Origin of the sequence: Polynucleobacter sp. HIN6 (assembly GCF_030297575.1) — a bacterium.
GTDB lineage: Bacteria > Pseudomonadota > Gammaproteobacteria > Burkholderiales > Burkholderiaceae > Polynucleobacter.
Genome location: NZ_AP028137.1, coordinates 1,058,058 through 1,077,126, shown reverse-complemented (window position 1 = coordinate 1,077,126; position 19,069 = coordinate 1,058,058). Strand labels below are relative to the sequence as shown.

Genomic DNA, 19,069 nt, shown 5'->3' with positions numbered 1-19,069 from the left:
ATTCCTATTCGTGATGCCAAAACGGAGTGCCTACCAATGGGGTACTCGCCTGCGCTGAATCCTGGGGTTGCATCGCCCCCGATAAAAATGCCTGACGACCTGCATGAACGGCGCTGGCAAAGGCTTGAGCCATCGCAACAGGATCTTGGGCAAGTGCTACGGCCGTATTCAGTAGCACACCATCAAAGCCCCATTCCATCACCGTACAGGCATGGGACGGTAGACCTAAGCCCGCATCGACAAGCAAGGGAACCGACAAACGCTCGCGTAGTAAGCGCATCGCATAAGGATTAAGCGGCCCTTGACCGGTACCAATCGGTGCAGCCCAGGGCATGACCGCTTGGCAACCAACATCGACTAAGCGCTGACACAAAATGAGATCCTCGGTGCAATAGGGCAGAACCTTAAACCCATCTTTGATGAGATGCTCGGCGGTTTGCACTAGGCGCAAGGTATCCGGTTGCAGGGTGTAATCATCTCCAATCAGTTCTAACTTAATCCAGTTGGTCTCAAACACCTCACGCGCCATCTGCGCGGTGGTAATCACCTCTTGTGGGCTATGGCACCCAGCAGTATTGGGTAATACCGGTACCGCCATTTTCTTGAGGAGCTCCCAAAAACCGCTATGCGCATCGGTTGCAGCGGAGCCCTGACGACGCAAGCTCGCTGTAATCATGGCGGGACGTGCACGTTGCACCGCGGTCTCTAGTACCTGAGGCGAGGGATAGCGTGAGGTACCTAGTAGCAAACGACTCGCAAATGACTCCCCATACAGAATGAGGGGATCGTTGAGGTGGGTAGGCAAAGGAGCGGTCATGAGGTGTAAATAAATAGTTTAACCACCGGTCACCGGTGAAATAATTTCAATGGAGTCGTTGTCATGCAATACATACTCCGCATGCTGTGATTTGGGAACGAACTGCAAATTAACCGCCACGGCATACGGTGGCTTGGCATCGAGCACTGTTAAGAGATCGCTAACCTTGCTCGCAGGGGGAAGCTCACGGACCTGTTGGTTGACGAGCACGCGCATCATACGAGGGATCCACTCAAGCTAGCTTGCTGGATTTTCAAATCAAAGCGCTTGGCAAGCGTTTGGTTCTCACCACGTAGAAGTTGTATTGCTGCATCCATCATTGCTGGCGCAATTAAATAACCATGGCGATAGAGCCCATTGATTTGCATGAGCCCAGGTTCAGGGATGCATATCTCCGGCAAATTATTTTTAAGCGTTGGACGACATTGCGTAGCCGCTTCCACAATCCGTGCCTCGGCAAAGCCGGAGTGCACCGAGTAGGCCGCTGAGAGTAATTCCATGGAAGAGCGCACGCTCACGGGCGATAGGTCATCGGATTCAATTTCAGTAGCGCCAATCACATACAGATCATTTTCTTTGGGTGCAATGTAGATGGGATAGCGGGGATGGATCAAGCGTGTAGGACGCTTGAGCTTGACCTCTGGGGCATGCACCCGAATTACTTCCCCTCGAACTCCACGCAGGGGATTACGAGTATCGGCCCAGCTGGCTTTGGCACCTAAGCCCCGGCAGTCAATCACCCAGTCAAAGCCACGGCCTCGTAGCTCATGGGGCTCCATCGCACGATGCCAATGCATGGGCACTTGTGCTTTTATTAAGAACTCAAGTAAGCCAGTTAAGAGTTGACGATTATCGAGCTGGCCCTCGCGAGGCAAAAAGAGACCTTGGGTAAAGCGCTCCGCTACGGCAGGCTCAAGCTCGGTGAGTGCCTTGCTATCAAGATGCCAGGGTGTCGCCAGAGCTGGGTTCATGCGCACATTACGCTCAAGATGTTCAGCAAAGCGTTGCGCCTCCGGGGCATCAAGGCGATGCCACAGAACAAGGGTGCCGTCTTGCTGAAAGTAGGTCTGTTGCGATACTTGGGTATTTAGTTCAGTAATGAGTTGCTTCCAGCGATCAAGCCCATACAGCCCCATGCGCACCACCGGTGCTTCGGTAATCGCTGATTCGGCAAGAGGGGCCAACATCGAAGCGGCAACCCGTGCAGCGGAGTGTTCCGCATCGGGGCCACTGCGCTCAAACAATTCAACGCGTGCACCCGATTTGGTGAGGGCATACGCCATCATCCGACCCATGAGGCCGGCACCGACGATGGCGTACGACATACTCATTGCAAGACCTACTGATAGATCTCACTGCCGCGTTTGCGGAACTCGATCGATTTCTCTTCCATACCCTTGGCAGGATCAACACCTTCTTTGAGGCTCGCGGCGTAATCACGCACGTCTTGGGTGATCTTCATCGAGCAGAACTTGGGACCGCACATTGAACAGAAGTGCGCAATCTTGGCACCCTCGGCTGGTAGGGTGGCATCGTGGTACTCACGCGCACGCTCGGGATCCAAGCCTAGATTGAACTGATCTTCCCAGCGGAACTCAAAACGTGCTTTGGAGAGAGCGTTATCGCGCAATTGCGCACCCGGAAAGCCCTTCGCAAGGTCAGCGCCATGGGCAGCGATCTTGTAGGTAATGATGCCCTCGCGCACGTCCTCTTTATCGGGAAGACCCAAATGTTCTTTGGGAGTTACATAGCAGAGCATCGCCGTGCCGTACCAACCAATCTGCGCAGCGCCCACACCACTGGTGATGTGATCGTAGCCAGGAGCAATATCAGTAATCAAGGGTCCTAGGGTGTAGAAGGGGGCCTCAAGGCAATGCTTGAGTTCTTCGGTCATGTTCTCTTCAATGCGTTGCATTGGAACGTGACCAGGACCCTCAATCATTACTTGCACATCGTGCTTCCAGGCCTTAGCGGTAAGTTCACCTAAAGTATGCAACTCACCAAACTGAGCGGCGTCATTGGAGTCTGCGATGCAACCTGGACGCAAACCATCGCCAAGACTAAATGACACGTCATAGGCTTTCATGATCTCGCAGATCTCATCAAAGTGGGTGTAGAGGAAGTTCTCTTTGTGATGCGCTAAGCACCACTTGGCCATGATCGAGCCACCGCGGGAGACAATGCCGGTAATGCGATCGGCAGTGAGTGGTACATAACGCAGCAATACGCCTGCATGGATCGTAAAGTAATCCACGCCTTGCTCGGCTTGCTCCACCAAGGTGTCACGGAACATTTCCCAGGTAAGGTCTTCGGCAATTCCACCGGTCTTATCGAGTGCTTGATAAATCGGTACCGTACCAATTGGCACTGGCGAGTTCCGAATAATCCACTCGCGCGTTTCATGAATATGCTTACCGGTAGAGAGATCCATGATGGTGTCGGCACCCCAACGGATTGCCCAGACCATTTTCTCGACCTCTTCATTAATCGAGGAGGTCACGGCGGAGTTACCCAAATTGCCATTGATCTTCACACGGAAGTTACGGCCAATGATCATGGGCTCGAGCTCTGGATGGTTGATGTTGGCGGGGATGATGGCGCGACCTGCAGCAATCTCCGAGCGTACAAACTCTGGAGTAATCACATCCGGAATATTCGCACCAAAGGATTTGCCAGGGTGCTGCTTGAGGATCTGTTGATAGCGTGGATCTTGGCGAAGTTTCTCAAGACCCATGGACTCGCGCAGAGCGACGTATTCCATTTCAGGGGTGATGATGCCTTTGCGGGCGTAATGCATTTGACTGACGTTCGCACCGGACTTGGCAACCCGAGGCGCAGCAATGTGTGAGAAGCGCAAATGCGCGGTGGCTGGATCGTGTGCGCGGGCCACACCGTATTCGGAGGAGGGGCCAGCGAGTTGCTCGGTATCACCGCGCTCACCAATCCATTGACTACGTAATTTGGGTAGACCTTTTTCTAAATTGATGACGATATCGGGATCGCTGTAGGGACCTGAGGTGTCATACACCGGAATCGGCGGATTAGGAGTCTCGGTCTCACCGGTTTTGGTCGGTAACTGCTCAATCACCCGAATCGGTGCCTTCACGTCGGGGCGCGATCCTTGCAAATAGGTTTTGGTGGAAGCCGGATAGGCAAACTTTTGCCCAAAGTCACGCTCCAAACTCTTCAGACTGGGGATCTCAGGTTTGGCCTTCTTTTGATTCTCGGTGCTAACGCTCATGTCCATCTCCTCGCAATATTCATAGAGTGGACGAAACCGGGTGCCGGTTTGATGGAACTCCCCACGCCAGCATTACCTGGATCGGGTTCGAGGGTCTTTCTCAGCACCACCGCAGTGGGGGCACCCCTGTTTCATCCTTGTGACCCTATTTAACCACGAATCCCCCAAGCCCATCCTTGAGCTTCATCAAGCCATCCGGTTGCGGCGCAATATCAAGTCGGCAGTGACCAGGGCCGCATCGGTCGTGAACTCATCGGCCAGGATGCGGGCGGCAGCCTCCGCGAGATCCAGTTGGATAAAGCCACTGACCTCGCCATCGTGGTTGACGGGGATTAGATGATTAGGGAGCTCAAGATCAAAGATGAAGAGGCTTTCATGGTGGATCCCATGCGGTGGGTGAGGGCGGCTAATGAGTAGCCAGCCTGCTGGAGTAATGGCACTGGCGATCGGCTCGGGAATGCCTGCTTCTTCCCAAAGCTCCCGAATCGCGCAATGCACCACGGTCTCGGAGGCGCTAATGCCCCCAGCGGCGAGGTTATCGAGTTTGCCGGGATCAATTTGCTTACTCTCGCTGCGCCGTCCTACCCAGAGTTGGCCATTGGCGCTTACGCCATTGATGTGCGCTGCCTGACTTTGTACCCCAAGACTACGAAACGCCGCGCGCTCAACCCGAAAGTACTCATGACCATCAGCGCCATAGAATGCAAACTCTTCATTGCGCCACGCAGGGATCAAGCCAGCGTCACGCATCCTCATCGCCAAGACGCGCAAACTGGCACTGAGGTGGGCAGGAGGAACTGCTGCCAAAGACAAACCACGCGCACTGACATTCAGATGGGCAATTGGCTCGCGTTGCAAACTCTCGATCACGAAGGGGGTGAATTCAGGGACGAGGTGACCAACAGTGCGCTCACCCAACAGAATCGGCAGGCACGCGTGTGGTAGATGACAACTCGCGTTTTGCAACATTTCTTCGAGAGCGGCGAGTGTGCTTACAGGAATTGTTGACATGAATCAAGTGTAAGCGAACTATGTCGACCATGCTCAATTTTTGAGCATGCCAGCTCACTCGTTTAAAAATCAGCACTTAGGAAAATTTTTATCGATTTGTCCACATACGCTGTGGATAACTTCATCACCAATCGATCGCTCATGAATTTAAAGACGTAACAATTGCGTGACACATTGAGATTGAATCAGCTCAGTAGTTTTCCTAATTCAACAATCAATGCGTTATGAATAAATTTGGTCCCCCTGCCAGGAGTCGAACCTGGATCTATCGCTTAGGAGGCGATTGCACTATCCATTGTGCTACAGCGGGAGAAGATTACCAGCCACACAGGGCCCATGCTTGCTCAGCTAAACCAATCACAACTTCTGGAATGAAGTAGAGCGCAAAGACCAGCATTAGAAGAATCACAACAACTGCATAGAGAGCAATCTTCTTTCTGGTCAGAGTTGAAGTCATTGATGCGGATTGGCTCATGAATGCATTCTACCGAAAGCAAGTGGCCATCGCTACAGAAACTCTACCGCCTCACGCGCTTGCTGGGCGCTGTAAGGGTTCCTCGCGGATCGGTAAATTAATCAGACCGGCAAAGACCCCGAGGGCCATGGCAATGCCCCATACGATCTGATAAGAGCCGGTGAGATCGTAGAGGTAGCCACCAAAGTAGGCACCACAAAAGCTCCCTAATTGATGGGAGAAGAACACCACCCCCGAGAGCATGGTGAGGTACTTGACCCCAAAAATCTGAGCGACGATCGCATTCGTGAGCGGAATGGTCGAGAGCCAAAGTACCCCCATCACGGCAGCAAATACATAGGTGCTCATCGAGGAGAGGGGTAACAATAAAAAGAGGGCAATCGCTAGCGAGCGTGTGAAGTAAATACCCGAGAGTAAAAATCGTTTAGGAAAGCGTTCACCCAAGACCCCAGCGTAGTAGGTGCCAATCACATTAAATAAACCAATCAAGGCCAAGGCGGTGGTTGCCACAGTCGCACCGTTGATGCCCGGATAAATCGCTGACATGTCCTTGAGATAGGGCGCGAGGTGAACCGTAATAAAGATCACCTGAAAGCCGCACACAAAGTAACCCATCATCAAGAAACGAAAGTTGCGATTACCAATCGCTTCGTTAAGAGCCTGTCGGATGGTTTGATCACCCGCTTGATTGGGCTCAAAACCGGTCTCGCGTAAGAAAAATGCAATGGGGATCATGAGTGAGGCCATGAGCCCTAAATAGATGAGTGCTTCGTTGGCTCCAAAGTTGCTAATCAAGCCTTGCTCAAGCGGCATCATCAAAAACTGACCGAAGGAGCCTGCCGCTGCCGTAACACCCATCGCCCAGACGCGTTTTTGAGGCGATACATTGCGACCAATAATGCCGTACACCACACTGTAGGTTGTCGCCGCTAGACCAATACCAATCGATAGACCGCCCGCCAAATGAAATAACAAGGGATCATTAGTGAGCGCCATCCCAATCAGACCCACGGCATATAAGAATCCACCCAGAATCATGATCTTGAATGGTCCATAGCGATCGGCAAGCGCACCAGCGACGGGTTGTGCAAATCCCCAAATGAGGTTCTGGAGTGCAATCGCTAATGCAAAGGTCTCACGGCCCCAACCGTTGGCGGAGGTAATGGGCATATTAAAGAGACCAAAGCCATGACGAATGCCCATGGAGAGGGTGACCATTAGGCTGCCAAAGATCAGCACTTGAAGCATCGATAGGCTGGGCGCGCGTTGGGTCACACAATGCCTTTCTGATATAACTCGCTAATTTGCTCTTCACTCATACCCAGTTCGCGTAAGACCTCATCGGTGTGTTGTCCCAACAGCGGCGGTGGCATGCGCACCTCCACCGGGGTTTTGGAGAGACGCATCGGACTCGCAACCAATTTCATGGTGCCGGCGGTTGGGTGGGGCACGCGCATCTCAATGCCACGCGAGATGACTTGCTCGTTCTCAAACACCTCTTGCAAATTATTAATGGGCCCGCAAGGCACACCTGCCGTCTCCAATAAAGAAATCCACTGCGCCTTGGTCTTCTCCTTCACCATCTCGGCTAACAGTGGGATTAATGCAGTGCGGTGCTCAATGCGCGCTGGGTTTGTTGCAAAGCGCACGTCGTCAGCAAGAGCCTCGCGATTGCCGACCTTCACGAAGTTACGAAACTGGCTATCGTTACCAACTGCCACAATGATCCAGCTATCCGATGTCTGAAAGGTTTGATAAGGCACCACATTAGGGTGAGCATTGCCCCAGCGATGCGGCGAGATCCCGCTGCATAAATAATTACTAGAAATATTTGCAAGCATTGCTACCTGAGTATCGAGGAGAGCCATATCAATGTATTGACCTTCACCGCTGCGATCGCGATGAATCACCGCCGCAAGGATGGCGGAGCTGGCATACATCCCTGTAAATAAATCCACGATCGCAACCCCAGCCTTTTGAGGACCACCACCGGGTAAATGATCCGCTTCACCGGTAATGCTCATAAAGCCACCCATGCCTTGCAAGATAAAGTCATAGCCAGGGCGATGTTGATAGGGACCGGTTTGACCAAAGCCAGTGATCGAGCAATAAATGAGATTGGGCTTGATCGCACATAAGGATTGATAGTCAAGACCGTACTTCGCTAGCTGACCCACCTTGTAGTTCTCGATCACCACATCGGAGGTCTTGACCAAATCACGCACAATCGCTTGACCCTCAGAGGTACTGATATCGAGCGTGATGGATTTCTTATTACGATTAATCGAGATGTAATACGCTGACTCGGTGGTGTCCTGACCATTTGGGTCTTTAGCAAAGGGAGGGCCCCAATGGCGGGTATCGTCACCTGCGCCCGGGCGCTCCACTTTAATCACCTGAGCACCCAAATCAGCTAAGTTTTGAGCACACCACGGACCCGCTAATACCCGGCTCAGATCTAATACGCGAATATGACTTAAAGCTCCCATAGGCTTATTTTCCCATGCTTTTGTCACACGCCTTTGGGATATGACTACAATTTCTGCGCATGGCAACCCGTAAACCATCCCAATACAGCGAATCCTCCATCAAAGTCTTAAAGGGCTTGGAGCCAGTGCGTCAGCGCCCGGGTATGTACACCCGCACCGATAATCCCCTGCATATCATTCAGGAGGTCTTGGATAACGCCTCAGACGAAGCACTCGGTGGTTACGGCAAAGAAGTGGTGGTGACCTTACATACCGACGGTAGTGTGAGTGTTGAAGACGATGGCCGCGGTATTCCAGTTGGGATGCACCCGCAAGAGAAAAAACCCGTCGTTGAAATCGTCTTTACCCAATTGCATGCCGGTGGCAAGTTTGAGAAGGGTAGTGGCGGTGCTTATGCATTCTCAGGTGGCTTGCATGGTGTGGGTGTGTCGGTTACGAACGCGCTCGCTAAACGCTTAGAGGTGACCGTGTGGCGTGAGCAACAGGTCTCCAACATCACCTTTGCTGATGGTGATGTGATCGAGAAACTTAAATCCAAAGCAGCAACCAAAGGCGATAAAGCGCATGGCACCAAAGTGCGCGTTTGGCCGAATCCAAAATACTTTGATAGTGCCACCATTCCCATGGCTGATCTCGAGCGCCTCTTGCGCTCTAAGGCAGTGCTCTTGCCGGGCGTCAAGGTCACGCTCGTGCACGAGAAAAACGGTCAAAGCCAATCCTGGCTCTACACCCAAGGACTAAAAGGTTACCTCGATGAAGCCTTGGCACAAGGTGGTCATAGTGCCCCAGTGATTCCTGCATTTGAGGGTGAGCATTACGCCAGTGGCGCAGGCGATGAAGAAGCCTTTGCCGAAGGTGAGGGTGCCGCTTGGGTCGTGAGTTGGACCGAAGAGGGAGCACCGGTGCGCGAGAGTTATGTGAACCTCATCCCAACCCCAGCGGGTGGTACGCATGAGAGTGGTTTGCGCGAAGGACTCTTTAATGCGGTCAAAAGTTTTGTTGAGATCCATGCCTTGCAACCCAAGGGAGTGAAGCTCATGCCTGAGGACGTATTTGCTAGGGCCTCATTTATTTTGTCTGCCAAAGTGTTGGATCCCCAGTTCCAAGGACAGATTAAAGAGCGCCTGAACTCCCGTGATGCCGTGCGCTTGGTCTCTGGCTTTGTGAAATCCGCTCTTGAGCTGTGGCTTAACCAGCACGTTGATTACGGCAAAGCACTTGCAGAGCTCGTCATTAAACAAGCACAAGCGCGCACCCGCGCTGGGCAAAAGGTGGAAAAGAAAAAATCCTCGGGTGTCGCGGTACTGCCTGGCAAGCTCACCGATTGCGAGAGTGAAGATATTCTTTTAAATGAGATCTTCTTAGTGGAGGGCGACTCCGCCGGTGGTTCGGCCAAGATGGGGCGCAATAAAGAATATCAAGCGATTTTGCCTTTGCGAGGGAAGGTCCTCAATACTTGGGAGACCGAGCGCGATCGGCTCTTTGCCAATAACGAAGTACACGATATCGCAGTAGCCATTGGGGTTGATCCCCATGGGCCTAATGATGAGCCCAACTTAGGGAACTTACGCTACGGCAAGATTTGTATCTTGTCAGACGCCGATGTGGATGGCTCGCATATTCAGGTACTGCTGCTCACACTCTTTTATAAACATTTCCCACGCTTGGTCGAGAACGGTCATGTGTATATTGCGCGACCACCACTGTATCGCGTTGATGCACCTGCGCGTGGCAAGAAGCCCGCACAGAAGATCTACGCACTCGATGAGGGCGAACTAACTGCCATTGAAGATAAGCTGCGCAAAGACGGTGTGCGCGAGGGCGCCTGGCAAATCTCGCGCTTTAAGGGCTTAGGTGAGATGAGTGCTGAGCAACTGTGGGATACCACCTTGAATCCTGATACCCGACGTCTCTTGCCGGTGACCTTGGGCGAGATGAGCGAGAGCGAGACCATTAAGACCATGGATATGTTGATGGGCAAAGCAGAATCTGGCGCGCGCCGCGATTGGTTAGAAGAGCGCGGTAATGAAGTAGAAGCCGACATTTAGGACACAGCATGGCGACTAAAAATAAGAAAGCAACTCCTGAGCAGGGGGATCTCTTTACTCAAGAGCGGCCCAAAGCAAATACGGCTAACCCAGAGGAGTTCTTATCCTTAGGCATCTACGCTGAGCGTGCGTACCTTGATTACGCGATTAGTGTGGTCAAAGGGCGGGCATTACCCGAAGTCGCCGATGGGCAAAAGCCAGTACAACGTCGTATTTTGTTTGCGATGAACGAGATGGGCTTGCGTGCCGATGCGAAGCCAGTTAAGAGTGCGCGCGTGGTCGGCGATGTCTTGGGTAAGTTCCATCCCCATGGTGATCAATCGGCCTACGATGCCCTGGTGCGCTTGGCACAGGATTTCTCCTTACGCTACCCATTAATTGATGGCCAAGGTAACTTTGGCTCGCGCGATGGTGATGGGGCTGCGGCGATGCGCTACACCGAAGCACGCTTGACTAAGATTGCGAGCCTGCTGCTCTCTGAGATTGATGAGGGTACGATTGATTTTGTTCCCAACTACGATGGTTCGTTTAAAGAACCTAAATTACTCCCAGCACGTCTGCCATTTGTCTTGCTCAATGGCGCCTCTGGCATTGCCGTGGGTATGGCGACCGAGATTCCATCGCATAACTTACGGGAGGTGGCAAGTGCTGCAGTAGCGCTCATGAAGTCTCCCAAAACCAGTTTGGACGATTTACTCAAACACATTCCAGGCCCGGATTTTCCAGGAGGTGGACAAATCATCTCGCCGGCTAGTGAGATCGCCCAGATCTATGAGGGTGGGCGTGGCTCGGTCAAGGTGCGCGCACGCTGGACCATTGAAGAACTCGCACGTGGGCAATGGCAAGTGGTGGTTAATGAGTTACCACCCGCGACCTCAGCGCAACGCGTCTTGCAAGAGATCGAGGAGCTCACCAATCCCAAGGTGAAGCTGGGCAAGAAATCACTGACCACCGAGCAAAACAATCTCAAGCAAACCATTTTGAATGTCTTAGATAGCGTGCGCGATGAATCGAGCCGTGAGTCCCCGGTACGTTTGGTGTTCGAGCCAAAGAGTAAGAATGTTGAACCGAATGAGTTCATCACCTTACTACTTGCGCATACCTCACTCGAGTCCAATGCCTCAATTAATTTGGTGATGATTGGGAATGACGGCCGACCCCGTCAAAAGGGATTAAAAGAGATCCTCACCGAGTGGATTGAGTTTCGCGTGCAGACCGTCACTCGCCGTACCCAGCATCGCTTGGGGAAGGTCAAAGACCGGATGCATATCTTGGAAGGGCGCAAGATTGTCTTTCTAAACATTGATAAGGTCATTAAGCTGATTCGCAATAGCGATGAGCCAAAACCCGATTTGATGAAGGCCTTTAAGCTCACCGAGCGTCAGGCCGAAGATATATTAGAGATTCGTTTGCGCCAGCTGGCACGCTTGGAGGGGATCAAGATTGAGCAGGAGCTTAAAGAGCTCAAAGGGCAAAAGGCAGAGCTTGATGAGTTACTCAGTAACGAGTCGGCATTGCGCAAACACATCATCAAAGAAATTGAGAGTGATGCTAAAGAGTTTGGTGATGCGCGTCGCACCCTCATGAAAGAAGATGAACGGGCGGTGGCCGAGGTCAAGGTGATTGATGAGCCAGTAACCGTGATCGTATCCCAAAAGGGTTGGGTGCGAGTCCGCCAGGGTCACGAGCATGATCCCCAACAGTTCACCTTCAAAGCGGGTGATGCACTCTACGATACCTTTGAGTGCCGCACTGTCGATCAAATGCTTGGCTTTGGTAGTGACGGTCGAGTCTATACGGTTGCCGTGAGTGAGTTGCCCGGCGCACGAGGCGATGGTTCACCACTTACGAGCTATGTCAATCTCGCGCCAGGCTCACAAATGGTTGCTTACTACGCAGGTCACGCCGATGATCTGGTGTTGATCTCCACCAAAGGCGGTAATGGATTCTTGGCGAATGTGGCAGACATGATCACTCGCAATAAAGCGGGTAAATCCTTTGTGGGTCTGGATAAGAAAACCCCTGGTGATGCACCTCTTGGTGCTGCAAGGGTGAGCGAGGGTATGCGTCAAGTGGCATGTTTATCGGAGAACGGCCGACTCTTAGTGTTCCCACTCGATGAGCTCAAACGCTTGCCGACTGGTGGTAAGGGTGTGATCTTGATGGGACTGGATGTTAAGGAGCATTTGCGTTGCGCAATTACCTTTGGTTCAGCAGGGATAAGTTACAGCGGGTTAGGACGCGCTGGTAAACCCACTGATACACTGCTGGACGCTAAAACACTAAAGGGCTTCGCAGGCAATCGTGCCCGCAAAGGTCATTTAGTGGATCCGCGACTCAAAGAAGCACGATTAAAAGCAATCAACAATTAAAACCATGCCTTACAAAATCTTATTACTAGGAGCCTCTTATGGCTCCCTCCTAGCATCTAAATTACTCTATGGCGGTCATCACATTCACTTGGTGTGTTTGCCCGAAGAGGCAAAGCTCATCAATGCCGAAGGGTTCAAAGTCCGTTTACCCATTCGGGGGCGTGCTGAGCCCATTCTTCTCAACTCACAACAATTGCCTGGCTCGGTGAGTGCTGGACCTGCAGAAACAGTCGACGTGAGCCAATATGATTTGGTGGGGCTGTGTATGCAAGAGCCTCAATATCGCTCACCCGGTGTACGTGAGTTGATGGCAGCGATCGGTCGTTCTGGAATACCGTGTATGTCGATTATGAACATGCCGCCATTGCCCTACATGAAGCGTATTCCTGGACTGGATTATGAGGCGCTAGAGGCTGCTTACACCGATGCACGTGTATGGGATAGCTTTGATCCGAACAACGTTACATTAAATAGCCCCGACCCTCAGGCGATCCGTCCGCCAGGCGAACCAGCCAATGTTCTGCAGGTGACCTTGCCAACGAACTTCAAATGCGCCACCTTTAATAATGACGCATACAACCAAATCTTGCGTCAGCTGGAAACCGATGTGGCCAATGCCCGCTTTGCAACGCCAGAGGGACCCATTGAGCTACCCGTGAAATTGAAGGTTCATGACTCACTATTTGTGCCCTTAGCGAAGTGGGCGATGTTATTGGCTGGTAACTATCGATGTGTAACTGCTGATGGTATGCGCAATACTCAGGACGCCGTTCACGCCAACCTTGATGAATCACGCTCGGTCTATAACTTTGTGGTCGATTTGTGTATCAAATTAGGTTCCAACCCAGCCGACTTGGTTCCCTTCGAGAAGTATGCCGCTGCAGCCCAGTCACTCTCAAGGCCTGCATCTGCAGCGCGTGCTTTGCAGAATGGCGCCCCTTACATTGAGCGCGCTGATAAGTTAGTGCAACTCATTGCCAGATCAAAGGGCATGAGTCATCCGGCAATTGATGCTCAGGTAGCGCTTGTGGATCGCCGTCTCGAGGCGAATCGTCAGAAGCTCTCGACCTAGTAGGTTCTAGATATAAGCCAACCAACGTCCCATCCCAATCACACTCGCCCAACCGGCGAGTGAGAGAAGGGCTTGGGCTTTACTCACCCCATTGGTGATGGTGCGCATGCGCAGAATCATGGCATTGGCGAGCAACAAGAAGATGAGGCACATCTTCAGAATAAATAAGCGTGAACCAATGAGCTCAGAGGCTTGAGTAATAAACATCAGCGATCCGGTGAGAACCGCTAGGCCAAACCCGAGGAAGGCCACTAAGATCCCCAAGCGAGATAGATCCGATAGATTGAGTTTGTTACCAAAACCCAGGACCCGTAAATCCATGATGACCACACTTCCAAAGAGCATGCCAATGCCCCAGATGTGCATGGTCTCAACCGTGGGATAGAGCCAACTCGAGTGCTTCATGGCCTGGGCTAGCCATAAGCCCTCCAAGGCCATGATAGGACTACTCATTAACGCAGTTCAACCGTTTTTGTGCCAGCAGTGATGCGCTCAGCACGCAGTTCATCGGGTTGGCTGCGATTGATATAGCCCTCAACCGTGACTTGCGAACCGTTGGCAATATCACTCTTGCTCAAGCCCCGGTTTTCCATTCGAAAGGGTGGGGCAAGCACAATCGTCCACGACTTACCATCGGCACTTAATTTAATTACTCCATGCGGATGCTCATAAGCACTTTGAGTAATCGTGCCAGTGAGCTTCACGGTCTTGGTCTGATCATATTCAGACCAGCCGTGATGGGCATGAGCAAGACCAAGATTGAATAATAAGCAGCTCAGAATGATTCGTTTAATGATTGTGATCATATTCACCTCGTTCGGTTAATTGATTGTATGGTGAGATGGCGCGCATCACAATGACTGATAGCGCTTGGCAGCCTTTAGAAGCTCCTCGGCAACGCGTTTGCGCAAACTAGCAGGTGCCAGGACCTCAACACCATCCCCATGCTTCATGATCTCCATCACAAGCTCAGGATCTTGGTTGTAATCAAACTCAAGAAGGTAATTACCTTCTTTATCGAAGCTGCTCACCTGCTGACCGTGCCAGGTCTCTGCGGCAACCCAGCGGGCTTTCTCAGGAGTAAAGCGTAATTTGGCACGTTGCGTCGCTTTGCCAGAGAAGATGCCATAACTTTCAGCAAAGTTTTCTTGTAATTCTTTTTCAGAGACATCGATGGCTTTTTCATCCAAAACATGCGCTGTTTGAATGCCATCCATGGCAAAACTACGCAGGCCTTTGCGGAGATGGCAATACGCATCGAGGTACCAGTTATCTCGATAGAAAATTAAGCGCTGCGGTGATACATCACGCTCGGTTGATTCATCCTTACCCTTGGAGTAATAGGACAGGTGTAAGCGCTGGCGTTTTAGGAGTGAGATACCGACTTCTTCAAAGTTCTCGAGCACATTCTTGCGGGCTGAAACACCAAAAACCTTAATGCGTTTACGTAACTCTTTTGCAGAGATCTCAGACTGACCCAAGATACCATCAATGATGTTCATGAGGGGCGCAATATGAGGGCTTAGTAAGCCATTGGTATCTAGATTGGATAAGAGGTGTTGCATGAGAACGAGGGCAGTCGCCTCTTTTTCTGAGAACCACAAGCCGGGTAACTCAAACTTATCGCCGGCATTGGGCTTATCAAAGCGATAACCGCCCATGGCGCGGTCGTAGACAATTGGTGCGTTCATACGATCACGCAGATAGTCAAGATCGCGTTTGAAGGTTGCGCGCGAGATTTCTAAGCCGCTCAAAAAATCCTCAATCGGCACGCAGCTCCGACTCTGGATCATGTACTTAATCTTGTGCAAGCGCTCCATATCGCTCATAAGCAATCTCCCATAACAACATAGGCAACAGCATGGGCCATAAAAGGCTCACTATATGAGCCAGATCAAGGTAAGTCAATGACGCCACATACCGGCCCCAGATCCCAAGCACTTCAGTTAGGATTAGGGTATGAAAATCATTCGACTTCTATTCGTGTGCCTCATGCTCATTCCGGGCATGGCTCTGGCACTGACAGTTGGCCAAACCATTGAGTTGGGGCAACTGCAAACACTCAATAGCACTCCGTATGCCATACCGGCTAACAACACCAAGAACACCTTAATTCAGGTTTGGGCTACCTGGTGCCCATTTTGTAAGAAGCAAAATGCTTATTTAGAAAAACTCTACAAAGATCTGCCACCTAACTCACTCAATGTCATCACCATCTCCATTGATAAGAACCCATTGCTTGCCAAGCAATACATGGAAAACAATAAGTACACATTCCCGGCAGCCATGATGACCCCAGAACTGCAAAAATCAATGGGGAAGGTCAAAGGCATACCAATTCTTATCATTTTGGATAAGAACAACAAAGTGATCTACCGTGAAATCGGGGAGATATTTCCTGAAGAGTATGCAGACCTTAAGCGCTTTGCAAAAGTTCAATAATTAATCAAGTAATACATACGTACTACTTCCGTTGTGATTACAAACGTTTAGGCCCAACCTTCTTCACAAACCAAATGCATACAAATAATCTAGTGATTATTAAATCCCAAAGGTTAGGTATTCAAAATGGTGTTTTTAATCGAACTTACTCACAATCGAGCCAAAATATTCCGTATTGAGTTTGGCTCTCGCTTGCTCATGGCAATCACAATCCTAGGAATTGCCTATTTGACCTTCAAAAGTTTACTTGGGATATTTCTAGGATTATTTAGCAAATAGCTAAACGATCGATTCATTTGCATCACTAGGAAATAAGGACGAGCCCGACCCTCGGCACTGATAGTATTTGGGTATGGCTGCTTCGTTCCCGACCTGACCAGGTTGCCAAGCCACCATGCGAGGAGGCCCGTCCATTCTTATTGTAGCCTTGTTAGAATTGAGTCCATGACTGCACTTGCACTGGCTCGTAAATGGCGCCCTAAAACGTTCACTGAACTGGTGGGTCAGGATCACGTAGTGAAAGCCTTAACCCACGCCTTGGATCAAGGCCGCTTACACCATGCATGGTTATTCACGGGCACCCGTGGAGTCGGTAAGACCACCATCTCTCGCATTATGGCCAAAGCCCTTAATTGCACCGGAGTGGATGGCAAAGGGCAAATGACCTCAGAACCTTGTGGCCAATGCCAAGCCTGCACCGAGATTGATGCCGGACGTTTTGTTGATTACATCGAGATGGATGCGGCGAGTAATCGTGGTGTGGATGAGATGGTCTCTCTATTAGAGAAAGCTGCTTATGCACCCAGTAGTGCACGCTTTAAGGTCTACATGATCGACGAGGTGCATATGCTCTCCACGCATGCCTTTAATGCCATGCTCAAGACCCTGGAAGAGCCACCGCCGCATGTGAAGTTCATCTTGGCAACCACCGATCCCCAAAAGGTACCGGTCACCGTGCTCTCTCGCTGCTTGCAGTTCAATCTTAAGCAAATGCCAGTCCCTTTGATCGTAGAGCACTTGCAGCAGATTCTGGGTTCGGAGTCAGTGACTGCTGAACCGAATGCCTTGCGTGTGATTGCAAAAGCGGCCCAGGGATCCATGCGCGATGCACTATCGCTTACCGACCAAGCAATTGCCTATGCCGCAGGGCCGGTCACAGAGGCCGCAGTCCGCACCATGTTGGGCACGATTGATGAGACCTATCTCATCAAGATCTTAGATGCTCTACAGAATAAAGATGGCAAGACCTTAAACGATATTGCGGAAGAAATGGGTCTGCGCAGTATGTCCTTCTCCTTAGCATTGCAAGATCTAGCCAGTCTCTTACACAAAATAGCCACAGCCCAGATCGTGCCTGACTCCGTATTAGACGATTGGCCTGAGGCAAATGAGATTCGTAGGCTTGCGAAGGCGTTTACTCCCGAAGAGACCCAACTCTTTTATCAGATCGCCATTACCAGCCGGGCCGATTTGTCATTAGCTCCCGACGAGCAAGCTGGATTTGCGATGGCGCTTCTACGAATGTTAGCCTTCAAACCCGGTGGCAGTGGTAGTACTTCAGTAACAGCGAACAGCATACCAAAGCCTGCTACGCAAGCTACTCCTAAATCAACCGCTCCCGCAAACAAGTCAGTAGAAGCAAAGCCGGTTGCAAAGACTGTTGCGAGTACTGTTACAAATACTGCACCCGAAACCGCAACCCATACGCCGAACCTCAATAGTGAGATCAAACCCGATTGGCATGCGATGGTACGTAATTTGCCATTGCGAGGACTCTTGCAACAACTCGCTCACCAAACCGAACTGGTGGAGTGGCGCGACACCCCAACGACACTCTTTATTACTCTGACGACTGCGATGCCCCAACTGGCGACTGATGATGCGTTAGCCCGTTTTGGGGAGACCCTCCGGGCGCAGTACGGTAAACCTGTGAAGCTGCAATTGGGTGAGGGTAAGGCTAATCACACGATTGCTAAAGTAGATGCCCAAATTTACGAAGAGAAAAAACTCAATGCCGAAGAGCAAATTGCTGAAGACCCATTCCTAAAAGAGCTGGAGCGTGAGTTCGGAGCCAAAGTGGTCTCGGGCTCAGTTCGTCCTATTAATTAATTTCAATAGCGGAGAAGCACACCATGATGAAAGGTCAAATTGCGGGTTTAATGAAGCAAGCCCAGCAAATGCAAGAGAAGATGAAGCGCGCCCAAGAGGAGCTCAATGCCTTGGAGCTCACGGGCCAAGCCGCTGGCGGCATGGTGAAGGTCACGATTACTGGCAAGTATGAGATGAAGCGGGTGCAAATTGATCCGGCAGCAATGGATGATCGCGAGATGCTCGAAGATCTGGTGGTCACTGCGTATACCGATGCATTCAAGCAGGCTGAAGCAGCTAGCCAAGCGCTCATGTCGGGAGCGACCGCTGGTATGCCCATGCCTCCCGGATTTAAGTTACCGTTCTAAAGTCGGATGAGCCGGACCAAAGCGCCAAACGAGCCTCAAGACGCACTTAGTCGTTTGGTGGAGGCTCTGCGGGTCTTGCCTGGCGTTGGCCCCAAATCAGCGCAACGCATGGCGTATTATCTGCTGCAACATGATCGTAATGGCGCGGCTGTCTTAGCTCAGTCATTGGGTGAGGCAGTCGAGTCCATCGGCCATTGTCAGCGTTGCAATACCTTTACTGAACTCGAGCTTTGTACAACCTGCAGCGATTCACGTCGCGACCCCGCCTTATTGTGCGTGGTGGAGACCCCGGCAGACCAAGTGATGGTTGAGCAAACCATGAGCTTTAAGGGTCAGTACTTCGTTCTGATGGGGCGTATCTCACCACTGGATGGTATGGGCCCCAATGAGATTCATTTTGATCGCTTACTTGATCGGATTGAGAAACCAGAGTTTGGTGGACCCGTACGTGAAGTGGTGCTGGCTACCAACTTCACGAGCGAGGGTGAGGCCACCGCGCATTACATTGGCGAGGTCTTAAAGATCAAAGGCATCAAAGCAACCCGCATTGCCCGCGGCATTCCGGTGGGTGGCGAGTTGGAGTATGTGGATGCTGGCACCTTAGCACGCGCCTTACTCGATCGCCGCTCCATCAGCTAAAACAATC

General features: G+C 51.4%; 18 protein-coding genes, 1 tRNA gene, 1 other RNA gene and 1 riboswitch. Of the genes, 7 read left to right on the top strand and 13 right to left on the bottom strand.

Annotated features, from left to right (window positions below; translation table 11 throughout):
* Nucleotides 1–4: 4 nt before the first annotated feature.
* From QUE66_RS05545 to QUE66_RS05505, 9 genes are all read right to left on the bottom strand, one after another.
* Complete coding sequence (locus tag QUE66_RS05545; protein WP_286224895.1) at nucleotides 5–817, bottom strand: thiazole synthase; 813 nt, start codon at nucleotides 815–817, stop codon at nucleotides 5–7.
* Nucleotides 818–835: 18 nt separating this feature from the next.
* Nucleotides 836–1,036 carry a sulfur carrier protein ThiS gene (gene thiS / locus QUE66_RS05540; RefSeq protein ID WP_353506761.1) on the bottom strand — a complete coding sequence of 67 codons (201 nt, stop codon included), beginning with the start codon at nucleotides 1,034–1,036 and terminating at the stop codon, nucleotides 836–838.
* Nucleotides 1,033–2,148, bottom strand: a complete 1,116-nt coding sequence (locus QUE66_RS05535) for an FAD-dependent oxidoreductase (protein ID WP_286223085.1) — start codon at nucleotides 2,146–2,148, stop codon at nucleotides 1,033–1,035. Before QUE66_RS05535 ends, thiS begins: the two co-directional genes overlap by 4 nt.
* Nucleotides 2,149–2,156: 8 nt before the next feature.
* Nucleotides 2,157–4,058, bottom strand: coding sequence for a phosphomethylpyrimidine synthase ThiC (thiC, locus tag QUE66_RS05530; protein WP_286223084.1), 1,902 nt, complete (start codon nucleotides 4,056–4,058; stop codon nucleotides 2,157–2,159).
* 41 nt (nucleotides 4,059–4,099) lie between these two features.
* Nucleotides 4,100–4,196: riboswitch (TPP riboswitch) on the bottom strand.
* Nucleotides 4,197–4,244: 48 nt separating this feature from the next.
* Complete coding sequence (locus tag QUE66_RS05525; RefSeq protein WP_286223083.1) at nucleotides 4,245–5,069, bottom strand: NUDIX hydrolase; 825 nt, start codon at nucleotides 5,067–5,069, stop codon at nucleotides 4,245–4,247.
* Nucleotides 5,070–5,304: 235 nt separating this feature from the next.
* A tRNA-Arg gene (locus QUE66_RS05520) sits at nucleotides 5,305–5,379 on the bottom strand.
* Nucleotides 5,380–5,385: 6 nt separating this feature from the next.
* The gene (locus tag QUE66_RS05515; RefSeq protein WP_286223082.1) at nucleotides 5,386–5,544 is read right to left on the bottom strand and encodes a hypothetical protein; all 159 of its coding nucleotides are present in this window, start codon (nucleotides 5,542–5,544) and stop codon (nucleotides 5,386–5,388) included.
* Between the two features lie 51 nt (nucleotides 5,545–5,595).
* On the bottom strand, nucleotides 5,596–6,819 hold the full coding sequence (locus tag QUE66_RS05510) for an MFS transporter (RefSeq protein ID WP_458574870.1): 1,224 nt from the start codon (nucleotides 6,817–6,819) through the stop codon (nucleotides 5,596–5,598).
* Entirely contained in the window at nucleotides 6,816–8,033 is a 1,218-nt protein-coding gene (locus tag QUE66_RS05505; RefSeq protein WP_286223081.1) for a CaiB/BaiF CoA transferase family protein, read from the bottom strand. Before QUE66_RS05505 ends, QUE66_RS05510 begins: the two co-directional genes overlap by 4 nt.
* 59 nt (nucleotides 8,034–8,092) lie before the next feature.
* Here QUE66_RS05505 and QUE66_RS05500 point away from each other — a divergent pair, with 59 nt between their 5' ends.
* Genes QUE66_RS05500 through QUE66_RS05490 form a run of 3 tightly spaced genes read left to right on the top strand, consistent with a single transcriptional unit; the run spans nucleotide 8,093 to nucleotide 13,525 of the window.
* Complete coding sequence (locus QUE66_RS05500; RefSeq protein ID WP_286223080.1) at nucleotides 8,093–10,081, top strand: DNA topoisomerase IV subunit B; 1,989 nt, start codon at nucleotides 8,093–8,095, stop codon at nucleotides 10,079–10,081.
* An 8-nt stretch (nucleotides 10,082–10,089) separates the two neighbouring features.
* Entirely contained in the window at nucleotides 10,090–12,453 is a 2,364-nt protein-coding gene (gene parC, locus QUE66_RS05495; protein WP_286223079.1) for a DNA topoisomerase IV subunit A, read from the top strand.
* Between the two features lie 4 nt (nucleotides 12,454–12,457).
* Nucleotides 12,458–13,525 carry a Rossmann-fold NAD(P)-binding domain-containing protein gene (locus tag QUE66_RS05490; protein ID WP_286223078.1) on the top strand — a complete coding sequence of 356 codons (1,068 nt, stop codon included), beginning with the start codon at nucleotides 12,458–12,460 and terminating at the stop codon, nucleotides 13,523–13,525.
* 6 nt (nucleotides 13,526–13,531) lie between these two features.
* On the opposite strand, the gene QUE66_RS05485 is transcribed toward QUE66_RS05490, so the two are convergent.
* From QUE66_RS05485 to QUE66_RS05475, 3 genes are read right to left on the bottom strand one after another with little or no spacing between them, the layout of a single operon-like run.
* Nucleotides 13,532–13,978 (bottom strand): hypothetical protein, encoded by a 447-nt coding sequence (locus QUE66_RS05485; RefSeq protein ID WP_286223077.1) that lies wholly within the window; start codon nucleotides 13,976–13,978, stop codon nucleotides 13,532–13,534.
* Nucleotides 13,978–14,331: a DUF6152 family protein gene (locus QUE66_RS05480; protein WP_286223076.1), complete on the bottom strand. Its 354-nt coding sequence runs from the start codon at nucleotides 14,329–14,331 to the stop codon at nucleotides 13,978–13,980. The genes QUE66_RS05485 and QUE66_RS05480 overlap by 1 nt, the downstream gene beginning before the upstream one ends.
* Before the next feature lie 45 nt (nucleotides 14,332–14,376).
* Complete coding sequence (locus tag QUE66_RS05475; RefSeq protein ID WP_286223075.1) at nucleotides 14,377–15,354, bottom strand: helix-turn-helix transcriptional regulator; 978 nt, start codon at nucleotides 15,352–15,354, stop codon at nucleotides 14,377–14,379.
* 130 nt (nucleotides 15,355–15,484) lie between these two features.
* On the opposite strand from QUE66_RS05475, the gene QUE66_RS05470 reads away from it, so the two are divergent.
* Nucleotides 15,485–15,967 carry a TlpA family protein disulfide reductase gene (locus tag QUE66_RS05470; RefSeq protein WP_286223074.1) on the top strand — a complete coding sequence of 161 codons (483 nt, stop codon included), beginning with the start codon at nucleotides 15,485–15,487 and terminating at the stop codon, nucleotides 15,965–15,967.
* Nucleotides 15,968–16,280: 313 nt separating this feature from the next.
* Here the strand turns inward: QUE66_RS05470 and ffs are convergent.
* An RNA gene (gene ffs, locus QUE66_RS05465) (signal recognition particle sRNA small type) lies at nucleotides 16,281–16,378 on the bottom strand.
* Nucleotides 16,379–16,411: 33 nt separating this feature from the next.
* Here ffs and dnaX point away from each other — a divergent pair.
* Genes dnaX through recR form a run of 3 tightly spaced genes read left to right on the top strand, consistent with a single transcriptional unit; the run spans nucleotide 16,412 to nucleotide 19,062 of the window.
* A complete protein-coding gene (dnaX, locus tag QUE66_RS05460) occupies nucleotides 16,412–18,076 on the top strand; it encodes a DNA polymerase III subunit gamma/tau (protein ID WP_286223073.1) in 1,665 nt (554 codons plus the stop codon).
* 23 nt (nucleotides 18,077–18,099) lie between these two features.
* Nucleotides 18,100–18,423, top strand: a complete 324-nt coding sequence (locus QUE66_RS05455; RefSeq protein ID WP_286223072.1) for a YbaB/EbfC family nucleoid-associated protein — start codon at nucleotides 18,100–18,102, stop codon at nucleotides 18,421–18,423.
* Between the two features lie 6 nt (nucleotides 18,424–18,429).
* Nucleotides 18,430–19,062: a recombination mediator RecR gene (recR, locus tag QUE66_RS05450; protein WP_286223071.1), complete on the top strand. Its 633-nt coding sequence runs from the start codon at nucleotides 18,430–18,432 to the stop codon at nucleotides 19,060–19,062.
* Nucleotides 19,063–19,069: the final 7 nt, after the last annotated feature.

What these genes read in the sequence shown, in the direction of transcription:
- QUE66_RS05525 (WP_286223083.1), bottom strand. Translation starts at nt 5,069, where the DNA reads ATGTCAACAATTCCTGTAAGCACACTCGCCGCTCTCGAAGAAATGTTG.
- QUE66_RS05545 (WP_286224895.1), bottom strand. Translation starts at nt 817, where the DNA reads ATGACCGCTCCTTTGCCTACCCACCTCAACGATCCCCTCATTCTGTAT.
- QUE66_RS05485 (WP_286223077.1), bottom strand. Translation starts at nt 13,978, where the DNA reads ATGAGTAGTCCTATCATGGCCTTGGAGGGCTTATGGCTAGCCCAGGCC.
- QUE66_RS05505 (WP_286223081.1), bottom strand. Translation starts at nt 8,033, where the DNA reads ATGGGAGCTTTAAGTCATATTCGCGTATTAGATCTGAGCCGGGTATTA.
- QUE66_RS05515 (WP_286223082.1), bottom strand. Translation starts at nt 5,544, where the DNA reads ATGAGCCAATCCGCATCAATGACTTCAACTCTGACCAGAAAGAAGATT.
- dnaX (WP_286223073.1), top strand. Translation starts at nt 16,412, where the DNA reads ATGACTGCACTTGCACTGGCTCGTAAATGGCGCCCTAAAACGTTCACT.
- recR (WP_286223071.1), top strand. Translation starts at nt 18,430, where the DNA reads ATGAGCCGGACCAAAGCGCCAAACGAGCCTCAAGACGCACTTAGTCGT.
- QUE66_RS05455 (WP_286223072.1), top strand. Translation starts at nt 18,100, where the DNA reads ATGATGAAAGGTCAAATTGCGGGTTTAATGAAGCAAGCCCAGCAAATG.
- QUE66_RS05490 (WP_286223078.1), top strand. Translation starts at nt 12,458, where the DNA reads ATGCCTTACAAAATCTTATTACTAGGAGCCTCTTATGGCTCCCTCCTA.
- thiS (WP_353506761.1), bottom strand. Translation starts at nt 1,036, where the DNA reads ATGATGCGCGTGCTCGTCAACCAACAGGTCCGTGAGCTTCCCCCTGCG.
- QUE66_RS05500 (WP_286223080.1), top strand. Translation starts at nt 8,093, where the DNA reads ATGGCAACCCGTAAACCATCCCAATACAGCGAATCCTCCATCAAAGTC.
- QUE66_RS05475 (WP_286223075.1), bottom strand. Translation starts at nt 15,354, where the DNA reads ATGAGCGATATGGAGCGCTTGCACAAGATTAAGTACATGATCCAGAGT.
- QUE66_RS05480 (WP_286223076.1), bottom strand. Translation starts at nt 14,331, where the DNA reads ATGATCACAATCATTAAACGAATCATTCTGAGCTGCTTATTATTCAAT.
- thiC (WP_286223084.1), bottom strand. Translation starts at nt 4,058, where the DNA reads ATGAGCGTTAGCACCGAGAATCAAAAGAAGGCCAAACCTGAGATCCCC.
- QUE66_RS05535 (WP_286223085.1), bottom strand. Translation starts at nt 2,148, where the DNA reads ATGAGTATGTCGTACGCCATCGTCGGTGCCGGCCTCATGGGTCGGATG.
- QUE66_RS05470 (WP_286223074.1), top strand. Translation starts at nt 15,485, where the DNA reads ATGAAAATCATTCGACTTCTATTCGTGTGCCTCATGCTCATTCCGGGC.
- parC (WP_286223079.1), top strand. Translation starts at nt 10,090, where the DNA reads ATGGCGACTAAAAATAAGAAAGCAACTCCTGAGCAGGGGGATCTCTTT.